This is a genomic window from Paenibacillus amylolyticus, from assembly GCF_003719335.1.
In the GTDB taxonomy this organism is placed as follows: Bacteria; Bacillota; Bacilli; order Paenibacillales; family Paenibacillaceae; genus Paenibacillus; species Paenibacillus amylolyticus_D.
In genome coordinates this window covers 395764-408382 of record NZ_RIAS01000004.1, presented here as the reverse complement: position 1 = coordinate 408382, position 12619 = coordinate 395764, and the positions used below count along the sequence as shown (strand labels likewise).

Below are 12619 nucleotides of genomic sequence, written 5' to 3'. Positions count from 1 at the left end.
CCCTAATTTTTTGAAAAGTCACAATACGTTATTTTATCCGTAAATGAGGTCGAGTATGATGAACAAAAAACCAAGAAAAGAAGCACGCCCGACGCGTGCTCCAGGCAGACCCAAAGCAGGTACAGATCAAGCTTCCGCCTACAATAACATCCTAATGACGGCCTCACGGCTGTTTATGGAATACGGATACGAAGCCGTTTCCCTTCAGCAGATCGCTTCGTTATGTCAGGTGACCAAAGCATCGATCTATTATCATTTTTCGAGCAAACCGGAACTGTTCACCATAGCGATTACCCGTATGATGGCGATGGGCATGCAGCAGACCACACTGCGGCTTGAAGAACCCGGCACGTTGTACGAACGGCTGGTCAACGTGGCGGCTGCCAAGATGCAACAGTCTCATGTGGATACGGAAACGATGATGCGTGAAGCCGAAACGTATCTGAATGCCGACCAGTTTGCTCAGATTCGGGATGCAGAACATCGTATCTTCGAAGTTCTCGCTACACATTTCCAGCGTGAGATGGACAACGGGTATTTGAGAGAAGCCAAACCCTTGTTGCTTGCTCAGGCCTTCACGTCCCTGTTGATGTTAGCCAACCGTGAAGATGTACGCCGTATGCACGATACGATTGCCGAACTGGCCGAGGAACTCGTCGGACTCTTTTTGGACGGAGCAGTTAAACATCCATAGGATGATTAGACGTGTAAACACAACTTACCCATGTGCGCATCTGGAGAACATTTAGTAAGGTTTCAATGATCGTTAAATCGGCCGAATTTGGCTATAGTAACCTTGACTTAAATCAACAGATAGTCTCCCATACACGCGCCAGCGCGGCGATGCCTGGCTCGATGTTCTCTGCTTCAATGCCGGCAAATCCGATGATAAACTCTCTTTTGCCGTCAGCAGGAGCACTTCCGTCTGCCCACAGATACTCCGCCGAGGCCACACGTATACCCATCTCTAACGCCTTAGCCACCATATTGTCGGCTGGATTCGGGTTAATCAGCCTTAAGACCAGATGGAATCCGGCGTGTTCGCCCTTAATCTCCATTCCCGGTTGATCCCCGAAATGCTGCTGAATGGCCTGCACAGTCAGGTCATGTTTGCGTTTATACAGATTGCGCATTTTACGAATATGTTTACCCAACTCTCCCTCCCGCATGAATAACTCCAATGTCCGCTGATGCAGACGTGAAGCTGACTGTTCGAACAGAACCGTTCGATAAACCTCGCCAAAATGAGGAACGAGTTCCTTCGGGAGAACCATGTAATGCACGCAAAAAGCAGGGGCAAGCACCTGAGAGAATCCTCCCATGTAGATAACAGGTGCGTTCTCCCGCAGTCCCTGCATCGAAGAAATAGGACGACCGGAATATCTGAATTCGCCGTCATAATCATCCTCAATCAGATAGGCCCCGGAACATTCCGCCCAGTCCAGCAAGGCGAGTCTGCGGCTGATCGGCATCGGCATGCCCATGGGAAACTGATGCGACGGGGATACACCAGCCAGTGACACATCTGCTTGATCCAGTTCATCCAGATTTATGCCTTCGCTGTCCAGTGAGATTGGGATAATCTCATATCCATAATTCCGAAAGGTTCCAGGTAACAGGCGATACCCGGGGTTCTCCACGACAATTGATCTAACCCCACCTTTGCGAAGCATCGTCTGTGTAAGCAAGGACATGAGCAGATGCTGCTCTGCACCTATCACAATCTGCTCGGGCGTACAGCGAACTCCTCTAAATTGTCCTAGATAGGCCGCAATCTCGTTGCGCAATCCCCACTCACCCTGCGGGTTTCCGTAAAATAATAAATCCTTGGACTCTTCACGCCAAACGCGGTTTGCGTACTGCTGCCATTTTCCATAAGGAAACAGGCTGAAATCATTGTGTGACATATGAAAATCATAGGTAACATTCGTCACCGGACGTAGGCTCTGTAAGTCTTGTGATACTTCTCTAGAACCTGGCTGATCCTGCCTGTTGATCATGCTAATATGTTTAACCCCTTTTTCATTTCCTGCCGTATGTATATCGGACTTCCCCAGTAACATATCGTGATAACCTTCAACAACAGCTCGAACGCGGTAACCTCTGCGCGGCTGGCTATACACGTACCCTTCCGCAATAAGCTGCTGGTAGGCCGCTTCCACTGGTGTTGTGCTTATGCCCAGCAGTTCTGCCCATTTTCGTACAGAAGGAAGGCAGCTGTGTTCCACCAATTCCCCGCGGAAAATCTCCCGTTTGATATGATCCGAAAGCTGAATATAGACGGGTACACTGTCGTGCTCATCAAGTTTAGGTAATTGCATCATAACTGACTCACTCCATCTGTCCTTTTCATTTTATTAAAACTGTATATTTGGAAGTATACAGTATTGGGATATACTCATGTCAGAAGCAAGGACTTACAAACAATATTCAGGCGAAACAACACGCTATATGCCTTACAGGCCCCACAAGTTTGCTTGAATAGATCAGGAGGAAAACAAAACTATGTCACACCCTACATCTACAAATCGCATCGCCAAACTCATGCAGACTGAACGCATTTACCTGCGCCCATTCGATATCACCGATGTCGATGCTTATTATCCAAGCCTGTTTGAGCCCGAAATGCGTAAACAAACAGGAACTCAAGCGAGCTTTACCCGTTCTCAGGTTGAAAAGTATGTAGAGAGTTTAGCTCAAGACGACTCACGCCTGAACCTGCTTATTGCATTACAAAACACAGACGAAATCATCGGCGATGTCGCCCTGATGGACATGCATGCCAAAAATCGCAGTGCACATATTCGCATCGCCATTGATCAGCCAGCTCACCAAGGCAAGGGATATGGTAGTGAAGCCTTGCTACTTATGCTGGACTACGGCTTCGGCATTGCCAATCTGCATCGGATCGAACTGGATGTCTTTGCGTTTAACGAACGCGCCATTCATACGTATGAGAAGCTCGGCTTCCAGCGTGAAGGCGTGAAGCGGGACATGTTGTACTACAATCACCAGTATCATGATGCCATTCTGATGAGCATTCTTGAGCATGAGTTCCGGGAGAAACATCTGAAAATAGACAAATGATAGAGTTCACGCAAAAAATACAAAAACCGGGGAGGTTATTCCTCCGCCCCGGTCAGAAAATGCAGATGACCCGCCAGCACCGACAGCTCGGCGGGTGTCTCCATGTACAATTCGCCATCCGTATCGGCCGGCATCGGTACATCTGTTTTTATTTTCAACGTCGACGCCTTGAAGTAGGAAATACTCTCATTCCGCGGTTGCCATTCTCCCTCTGGCTTATGTGAAAGCACCTCACGCAGAAGTGGAATGCCTGTCTCATGAATAATAAGCACATCCAACTTACCATCCTGCAACGCATCCGGAGCAAAAGGTAACGCATTCGTGCCCAGAAAACGTCCATTCGCCGCGTAGATCATCACCGCTTCACCTGTTGTCCGCTCTCCATCGATCTCTAGCTCATACTGAAATGGATCGGAACGGGTTATCGTCTGGAGTGTGCTGATGAAATAACTGACTTTGCCGAGCGCCCCTTTCAAATTCTCGTTAATGTTCTGTGAGGTATCACTGATAAGACCTATTCCGAAAAAGTTCGTAAATACCCGGTCATCTGCTCGTCCCACGTCCACCGGTATAACCCGACCTGCCAGCATCTCTTGTGCCGCTGTCTCGGCATCCGGTGAAATGCCAAGTGATCGTGCAAAATCATTACATGTACCGCCTGGAAGTACGCCGATCTGTGGAGGATTTTGCAAGGATGCCAGCCCGTTTACACACTCATGCACCGTACCATCGCCGCCTAGAATAAACACCACATCGAACTCTTCCCCGCGCTTCCGGCACAGCTTCTCTCCTTCACCCGGTTCATCCGTACGAACCACGACCAATTCATGAATAGCTGGAGCAAGTACGCCTGTGACCAGACCTAATGTATTCTCCCGATTGGCTTTCCCTGCATGAAGATGATGTATTAACAAGGCTTTATTCCATTCCATGCTGCTTTCCTCCATTCCAATGCTTGTTTCCCTTTACCCAAAAAGGTTGAAGTGATAAACAAAACCATGGCTCAGCGCATGATCGTGACATGCGAACCGTGGTTGTGAAGGTGAAACTTCATATGAAGAAGCGACAGACGGAATATGCATCGTTTTTGTTGTTCATGCGTAATACCAGATAGCTGTACAGGACAAGCTACTTTCATTCATTTTTGGCAACGTGAGTTGTATTTTATTTTATAAAAATAAAGCTTCTGTTCTGTCTGGAGCCACATGATTACCATCATTTATTATCATGGTTTCGCATCTCCGGTCTTATAGCCATTACCTGCTTTAACCGGATGTATGCATGAGAAAAAAGGTTCCTCCGCAACCTATGAGATATAAGCAACAACTTCGCGGGAGCAACCCATTCAATTCGCTTCAAAACGGTTATATGTACACTATACACGAATGGAGGAATTCCCTATGATTCCAGCTACAATGGAGCAATTAGAGCAAGTTCGCAAGGAATGCCGTACGATGGTTCGCAAAAGAGCAACCGCTTCTGCTGGCTCCACACTCGTACCTCTTCCCGGTACAGATGTCATCGCTGATGTGGGCATGCTGATGCAGCTGTTACCTGCCATTAACAATAAATTCGGATTATCTCAAAAACAGCTCGACGGCATGGACCCTGAGACGAAGTCCATGATTTACGGATTTGTGATGTCGATCGGGAGTAAAATCATCGGCCGCATGGTCACGAAGGAATTAGTCATTCAGGTGCTCAAACGGGTGGGTGTACGAGTAGCGACGAAATCGGTCGCCAAGTTTGTTCCGTTTGCGGGGCAAGGTCTCGCCGCCGCTCTCAGCTTCACTGCCATGCGGTATGTGGGCAACAAACATATCGACGACTGTTATGAAGTGGTTAAACGTATGATTGAACAGCGCGAAGGCCTGCCTGGTGAACCGGCAACGGCATCACTGGAGGAAGCTACCCGCCATCACCTTGAGGAAAACTTGCAGGATATAGCCGAACATGAAACAAAGCAGCATGCTGATACGAAAGAGGAAGAGGAAATCAAACAGGACCATCAGAGCACCAGTGAAGGTAAGAAGGGTTTCCTGTGGAGACCAAGGCTTAAATAGTACGTTAAATTGTCTTCCATACATTGCATATCTGCAAGCGAACATGCTTGGGCGGGACAAGGCACAGCATCTATCCACAGGAAAACGTTGTGGCATAGCAGTGATAACACAAACGGGACGAAGCAGTGCAATGACTGCGACGTCCCGTTTGTGTTGATTTATGTTACACCAGAGGTGCGTGGAGCACCGTGGTGGAGGTTCTATTTTTCCAATAAACTATGGTTTCCAGATGTTCCTAAAGGGCCTGACAGCCTTAATAGATATCCAGTCCGTTAGATTGCCTGCGGCTGTTGCTCCGTAAACTGACTGTTATACAGATCCGCATAGAAGCCCTGTTTCGCCATCAGTTCCTCATGATTGCCCTGCTCAATCACATTACCGTGATCCATGACAAGGATGAGATCAGCACCACGAATGGTGGACAGACGGTGAGCGATAACAAAACTCGTACGATTTTGCATCAATTCATTCATCGCTTTCTGGATAAAGACCTCGGTCCGTGTGTCGACGCTACTGGTTGCTTCATCCAGAATCAGGATGGACGGGTCCGCCAGAATTGCTCTCGCAATCGTCAGCAATTGTTTCTGACCTTGAGAGATATTGGACGCCTCTTCATTTAATATCGTATCGTAACCGTCCGGCAGTGTGCGAATGAAATGATCGGCATGTGCAGCAACAGCAGCTTTAACCACTTCCTCTTCCGTTGCACCTTCCCGTCCGTAGGCAATGTTATCCCGAATCGTACCATTGAACAGCCAGGTATCCTGAAGCACCATACCAAACATACTGCGCAAATTACCACGGGACATATCTTTAATGTTAATGCCATCAATCGTAATCCGGCCGCTCTGGAGTTCATAGAAACGCATGAGCAGGTTAATCAGCGTTGTTTTCCCGGCACCTGTCGGTCCAACGATTGCTACGGTCTGACCTGGTGCAACATTAATATTCATATTGCGAATGAGCAGTTCATCTTCTTTATAGCCAAAATCCACCGCCTCAAAAGCTACAGCCCCTGCCGGGTGACGCAACGTTGCAGGTTGTTTCGACTCAGGAACTTCCTCTTCCTCATCCAGCAGTTCAAACACGCGCTCTGCCGAAGCAATCGTGGATTGAATAATGTTCGAGATGTTGGCAATCTGGTTAATTGGCTGTGTGAATTGACGCGAATATTGTGTGAAGGCCAGAATGTCCCCGATGGAGATGGAACCCCGTGTAACAAAAATCCCGCCGACCACACAGATCAGCACATATCCCAGGTTACCGACAAAGTTCATCAGTGGCATAATAATCCCGGAGATAAATTGTGCTTTCCAACCCGATGCATATAGCTCTTCATTCACTTTCTCAAACTGCTGTACGGATTGCTCCTCACGTCCAAAGGCTTTGACCACCTTGTGGCCGGTATACATTTCTTCTACGTGACCATTCAGTTCACCAAGCGACTTCTGCTGTCCGGCAAAATGCTTTTGCGAACGGGAAGCGACCAGCATAACCACCACGACACTAAGCGGTAAAGTCAAAATCGTAATCAGCGTCATCCATGGACTGATCGTCAGCATCATAATGATAACACCCACAATCGTTACCACGGACGTAATAAACTGAGCCAAACTTTGCTGCAGTGTGTTACTGATATTGTCCACGTCATTGGTTGCACGGCTAAGCGTCTCACCATGTGTACGGGAATCAAAATATTTCAGCGGTAAACGTCCAACCTTGGCACTAATCTGCTCACGCATATCATAGACGACCCGTTGGGCCACACCCGCCATCAGATATTGCTGTACATACGCAAAAGCGGCACTGAGCAGATACAGTCCAAGCAACAGGTACAATACTCGCATCAAGGCTGGAAAATCAATCCCTGCTCCCTGCACCCCCTGCATAATCGCAATAGCTCCATGGGCAAGGATATCTGTACCCTCAGCCATAATCTTCGGACTAATAATGCCAAACACGGTACTTAGAATGGCAGCAATCAGAACACCGATCAGACGAGAGCTATGTGGCTGGAGATACTGAACCAATCGGCGCAGTGTGCCTTTGAAATCCTTCGCTTTCTCGGCTGGAGGCCGCATACCCATTCCGCCGCCGGGATGACCCGGTCCGCGCGGAGCACCAGATGCTTTGTGCTGTGCTGTACGTTCACTCATGCGATCTCCTCCTCAGTCAGCTGGGAGGATACAATCTCACGATATACTTCATTGTTCTCCAGCAGCTCTTTGTGTGTTCCCGAACCGACAATTTTGCCCTCATCCATGACGAGAATACGGTCAGCATCCATTACCGTGCTTACCCGCTGAGCTACGATCAACACAGCCGCTTCCGTCGTTTCCGATTTGAGCGCAGCACGAAGTTTGGCGTCCGTTTTAAAATCAAGGGCCGAGAAACTGTCATCGAAAATATAAATTTCAGGACGGCGAACAAGTGCGCGTGCAATGGACAAACGTTGTTTCTGTCCACCTGACACGTTATTCCCGCCTTGTGCAATTAGGCTGTCATACCCTTCCTTCATCTCGGAGATGAAGTTTTCGGCTTGGGCCGTACGTGCCGCATGAATAACTTCATCCATACTCGCATCATCCTTACCTTGCCGAATGTTATCTGCAACCGTACCGGTGAAAAGGACGGCCTTTTGTGGGACAAACCCGATTTTGGATCGAAGCTCTTCTTGTTTAAGCTCCCGCACATCGGTTCCATTCACACGCACAGTACCTTCGGTCACATCATAGAAACGTGGAATGAGACTGAGCAATGTGGTTTTACCCGAACCCGTACCGCCGATAATCGCTGTCGTTTCACCGGAACGTGCCGTAAACGAGATATCGGACAACGCTGCATTCTCTGCACCTGGATAACGGAAAGTAACATGATCGAACTCGATCGTTCCCTGCATGGATTTCATGGTGCGGGGCTGTGCAGGATCAGAAAGATCCGGCTGCATATCCAGCACTTCGTTAATCCGCTCTGCCGAAGCTGATGCTCTTGGAATCATCACAAAAATCATGGATACCATAATCAATGAGAACATAATCTGCATTGCATATTGTACAAAGGCAATCAGGGAACCAATGTTCATATGTCCGCCATCAATACGCAGACCACCAAAGTAAAGAATGGCAATCATCGAAAAGTTCATGACCAGCATCATCACTGGCATAACTGTCGCCATCAGAACATTGACCTTAATCGACGCATCTCTTAATTCCGTATTTGCCCCATTGAAACGAACACGCTCATGCTCACCACGGTTAAAAGAACGAACAACCCGGATACCTGTCAGCTGTTCACGCAGAACCAGATTAAGCCGGTCCAGCTTTTTTTGAATTTGCTTGAAAAGCGGAAATCCTTTGGAACCAATTAAGGCGATTGCTCCTGCAAGTACAGGCAGAACAACCAGGAAGATGGTGGACAGCTTCGCGTCCTGAGAAACAGCCATGAAAATCCCCCCGATACACATCATCGGAGCCATAATCATCATGCGCAGCATCATCGTTAATACGTTCTGCACCTGTGTAATATCATTTGTTGTACGCGTAATCAGTGAAGCTGTACCCAGCTTATCAAATTCCTGCAACGAGAAATTTTCAACATGCCGGAACACTCGGCTGCGCAGCTGTTTGGCAAATCCGCCCGCTGTGCGCGAAGACAGATAACTCGCGATAATGGAACATGTGGTTCCGCCAATGGCAATCAGCAGCATGAAACCGCCAATTTTCCAGATATAAGGTACATCACCTTTGACGATACCAAGGTTGACGATATCAGCCATTAACGTAGGCAAGTACAACTCCGCCATCGTTTGCATAAAGATAAGCGCCAAAATAAAAATAATCGGAATACGATAGGGCTTTAACATGCGAAATAACTTCATCATGGCGTATCATCTCCTTGTTCGGGTGCTTCTGTTTCAGGTGCTTTATTATCGTTTGCATGTCCTTCATCCTGCTCAGAAACCTGAGCATCAAAGAAGGTATACACCTTGCTGAGCAGTTCAGCCAGTTGCAAACTATCCTCTTCGCCCAAATGTTTAACCAATCTGTTGAAGGTAGCCATTCGTTCTTCATGGGCTGCACGAATAATTGCACGGCCTGCGTCTGTAATTGTAATCCGCACGGCCCGGCGATCCTCAGGGTCCATCGTCCGCTCAACAAGCCCTTCATCCTCCAGACCGCGAATCACGGGCGTAATGGTTGGTGATTTTACTCGCATTAATGCGCTGATTTCGGACACTTTTAATCCTGGGTGTTCCTGGTTTAAATGGCTCTCGAAATCGGGCGGGTTATGCCGCCAATCCATGCGCTCTCCTGGATGTGCACCATGGAGCAAACAAGCGAGTACCATAATTTCATTGTGATTGCGCCCATGTGGTTTATGTTGTCTCCATTTGCCTTTGTTAAACTGCATGATGGAATACAACAGCTTTTGGGCTACCGGATCGATCCCAGCCATCTTACCTTCCTCCTTCTTCAGAACATCATGTCCCGTAAAACAATCCATAGTCCGCCTATTAAGTAGGTCCTTTATTTAATAGCCCACCAATATAATAGCAAACCAATTTAATAGTAACTCAATTAATTAGGTTACCTAAGTATATTCTCAGCTTATGTATATGTCAATCATTTCATTCATGTCAAAAGCATCCATTCTTCAAGTGACTTATTAGCTATTTGCTCAACTGTTTCATCATGACAAAAAAACTCTCCACCCTGCGTTTGCTTAAGACCAAACGAAGGGAACGGAGAGCTTTTTGAAATAGCATTTTCTATATCCATTTTCTTAAAGCAGACCTGTTGAATCCATATTTATTTTGAAGCAGATACACTCTCCGGCACAGTAGCAAACGGGAAATAGTCTTTAGCATTATTGTAGGCGATACCTTGTACGATCTGACCGAGCAGCTCCATATCGTTTGGCGCTTCGCCTTGTTCTGCCCATTCACCAATCAGGTTGCAGAGCAAGCGGCGGAAGTATTCATGCCTCGTATACGAGAGGAAACTTCTTGAATCTGTCAACATGCCGACAAAACGGCTGAGCAGCCCCACATTCGCAAGCGCCTTCATCTGAGCGAGCATGCCATCCTTCGTATCATTGAACCACCATGCCGCGCCAAGCTGAATTTTACCTGGCACGCCTCCACCTTGAAAACTTCCAATAATGGCAGCGAGCACTTCGTTATCTCTTGGATTAAGGGAGTACAGAATCGTTTTTGGCAGAGCATCCTGCTGCTCCAGCGTATCCAGCAATCCGATAACAGCCGCTGATAATGGCGTATCATTCACAGCATCGTACCCTGTGTCAGGCCCGAGCTTTTTGAACATTTTCGTATTGTTATTACGCGCTGCATTGATGTGGAACTGCATGACCCAACCACGCTCCGCATACAGCTTACCAAGGAATGTGAGTGTAACCGTCTTGTATCCGTCCTCTTCCATGCGTGAAACCTTCTCACCAGCGAGTGCTTTGGCAAATGTAGCGGCGGCTTCCTCGCGTGTCGCTGCAGCATAAGGCACATAATCCAATGCGTGGTCAGAGACACGGCCGCCTACGGAATGGAAGAACTCCACACGGGATTCCAGCGCAGCCAGGAATGAGTCATAATCTGTAATGTCCGTGCCCACAACCTGTGAAAGCTTGCCTACCCATTCGATAAATGTATCTCGGTTTAATTCCAGCCCTTTATCCGGGCGGAAAGACGGCAGTACCGCTGTGTCAAAACCTTCAATCCCCTGAATCTTCAGGTGATATTCCAGAGAATCGGTTGGGTCATCGGTGGTGCACACCACGGTGACATTGGATTTGGTAATTAGATCACGCGCACCGAAGCCTTCGCCGGTTAGTTGGGCGTTTACTTTTTCCCAGATCGCTGGGGCGCTTTTCTCATTAAGCACTTCATGTACATCAAAATAACGTTGTAATTCCAAGTGAGACCATGCATACAGCGGATTGCCGATCATCATCGGCACTGTTTTGGCATAAGCAAGGAAACGGTCATAATCCGTTACCCCTTCGCCGCCCGTCACATATTTCTCTTCAACACCGTTAGCCCGCATCAGGCGCCATTTGTAATGATCACCATATAACCAGGCCTCTGTCAGATTGCCAAATGTTTTGTTTTCGTAAATTTCCTGAGGACTGAGGTGACAGTGATAATCCATAATCGGCATGTCTTTTGCATACTGCTCGTACAGCTTGACCGCCGTTTCATTGTGAAGTAAAAAGTGTTCATCCAGAAAAGATTTCATTCGCCTTGCACGCTCCCTTTAGGTGAGTTTACGTTCATTTAGGTTCACTTTCCATCTTTAAGCTACACCGTTTGGCGCCAAAGTTCAATACAAAATGATAGCGTTCTCAAAAAAGGTTGATTTAGGCACACTCTTGGAAACACGGTATACTGGATTTAACGTCAATGATACTGATTTAAAGATGGACACTGATGTTACTCATAATAAAATCGCTACAATAAGATCGACACAGGATATTAATCAAAGCCTGACCCTAAGCGATCTTACTTTCGCCAAAATAAGGAGATGAAACCTGATGAAAATGAAAATTACTTTTCTGGGTACAGGAGATATGTTTAGTGTAGAACAACATCACAACAGTATGCTCGCTGAATTCGGCGATACGCATCTGGTCATTGATTTTCCAGAGTCCAATGCCAAAGCGCTCAAGGAATACGGATTCGCGATGACAGGCATTCATAATGTGTTTATCACCCATCTGCATGAGGATCATATTAACGGGGTGCAGATGCTGGGCTATTATTCCCAGATTGTCGGGGATCGCAAACCACGCCTGTTCATTCATGAAGAGTTGGTTGATCCACTGTGGAACATCCTTTCTCCAGGCATGCGGTATACAACGGACGGCGAGCGTACAATGAGTGACTATTATGATATCATTCCGCTGCCGGATGGCGGAAGTTTCGAGCTCGGCGGGGTCACGTTTGAGACATTTCGCACACAGCATGTTCCCGGCATGGTCAGCAACGGGCTGATGGCGAAGCCTTATTTTTATTATAGTGCGGACAGCACGCTGAATCGTGAGCGAGTGGAACAGGTCGCCCCCGATGTGCAACTGATTTTCCATGAATGCCACATGCATGACCTGGTGATTAAATCCCATACGTCACTGAAGGATTTGGAGCAGCTGCCCGCTGAAGTGAGACGGAAAACGGTACTGATGCATTATCATGATGAATATGCCGATGCGGCCAAACGTGCGGCATTCAACCGTACGTACGCGGAAGATCTGCGCATGGCCGGCACGCTGGAGTCCTTTGAAATTGGAGAGTAATTCAGAAAGGCATTTTACGCTAACGATCACCAGAGAGCTTATTCGGCATAAATTTTGAGGTTTTTAATTCTAACGATCACCAGAAACGTTATTTGGGTGAATTCTCTGTAAATGATACCGTTTTGACTGAATTTCGGTAAAATAAGCTCACTGGGGATCGTTAGATT

The 12619-nt window shown here is 47.4% G+C and carries 11 protein-coding genes; 4 read left to right on the top strand and 7 right to left on the bottom strand.

Going from position 1 to position 12619, the window contains the following annotated elements; all coding sequences use genetic code 11:
• The first annotated feature begins 58 nt into the window (after nucleotides 1–58).
• On the top strand, nucleotides 59–694 hold the full coding sequence (locus EC604_RS10470) for a TetR/AcrR family transcriptional regulator (protein ID WP_123064190.1): 636 nt from the start codon (nucleotides 59–61) through the stop codon (nucleotides 692–694).
• Nucleotides 695–806: 112 nt separating this feature from the next.
• Here the strand turns inward: EC604_RS10470 and EC604_RS10465 are convergent, their stop codons facing one another.
• Nucleotides 807–2324 (bottom strand): PLP-dependent aminotransferase family protein, encoded by a 1518-nt coding sequence (locus EC604_RS10465; RefSeq protein ID WP_123064106.1) that lies wholly within the window; start codon nucleotides 2322–2324, stop codon nucleotides 807–809.
• 181 nt (nucleotides 2325–2505) lie between these two features.
• Here EC604_RS10465 and EC604_RS10460 point away from each other — a divergent pair, with 181 nt between their 5' ends.
• Entirely contained in the window at nucleotides 2506–3087 is a 582-nt protein-coding gene (locus tag EC604_RS10460) for a GNAT family N-acetyltransferase (protein WP_123064105.1), read from the top strand.
• 35 nt (nucleotides 3088–3122) lie between these two features.
• Here EC604_RS10460 and EC604_RS10455 read toward each other — a convergent pair whose 3' ends face one another.
• Nucleotides 3123–4019, bottom strand: a complete 897-nt coding sequence (locus EC604_RS10455) for a diacylglycerol/lipid kinase family protein (RefSeq protein ID WP_123064104.1) — start codon at nucleotides 4017–4019, stop codon at nucleotides 3123–3125.
• Between the two features lie 468 nt (nucleotides 4020–4487).
• Between EC604_RS10455 and EC604_RS10450 the strand changes: the two genes are divergently transcribed.
• Nucleotides 4488–5150, top strand: coding sequence for a hypothetical protein (locus EC604_RS10450; protein WP_123064103.1), 663 nt, complete (start codon nucleotides 4488–4490; stop codon nucleotides 5148–5150).
• Nucleotides 5151–5422: 272 nt separating this feature from the next.
• On the opposite strand, the gene EC604_RS10445 is transcribed toward EC604_RS10450, so the two are convergent.
• The 5 genes from EC604_RS10445 to uxaC form a co-directional block, all read right to left on the bottom strand.
• Entirely contained in the window at nucleotides 5423–7306 is a 1884-nt protein-coding gene (locus EC604_RS10445) for an ABC transporter ATP-binding protein (RefSeq protein WP_123064102.1), read from the bottom strand.
• The gene (locus EC604_RS10440; protein WP_123064101.1) at nucleotides 7303–9030 is read right to left on the bottom strand and encodes an ABC transporter ATP-binding protein; all 1728 of its coding nucleotides are present in this window, start codon (nucleotides 9028–9030) and stop codon (nucleotides 7303–7305) included. Before EC604_RS10440 ends, EC604_RS10445 begins: the two co-directional genes overlap by 4 nt.
• Nucleotides 9027–9605 (bottom strand): MarR family winged helix-turn-helix transcriptional regulator, encoded by a 579-nt coding sequence (locus EC604_RS10435; RefSeq protein WP_123064100.1) that lies wholly within the window; start codon nucleotides 9603–9605, stop codon nucleotides 9027–9029. The genes EC604_RS10440 and EC604_RS10435 overlap by 4 nt, the downstream gene beginning before the upstream one ends.
• 176 nt (nucleotides 9606–9781) lie before the next feature.
• Entirely contained in the window at nucleotides 9782–9928 is a 147-nt protein-coding gene (locus EC604_RS30260; RefSeq protein WP_205127924.1) for a hypothetical protein, read from the bottom strand.
• 30 nt (nucleotides 9929–9958) lie between these two features.
• Complete coding sequence (gene uxaC, locus EC604_RS10430; protein ID WP_123064099.1) at nucleotides 9959–11398, bottom strand: glucuronate isomerase; 1440 nt, start codon at nucleotides 11396–11398, stop codon at nucleotides 9959–9961.
• 295 nt (nucleotides 11399–11693) lie between these two features.
• On the opposite strand from uxaC, the gene EC604_RS10425 reads away from it, so the two are divergent.
• Nucleotides 11694–12452 (top strand): MBL fold metallo-hydrolase, encoded by a 759-nt coding sequence (locus tag EC604_RS10425; protein ID WP_123064098.1) that lies wholly within the window; start codon nucleotides 11694–11696, stop codon nucleotides 12450–12452.
• Nucleotides 12453–12619: the final 167 nt, after the last annotated feature.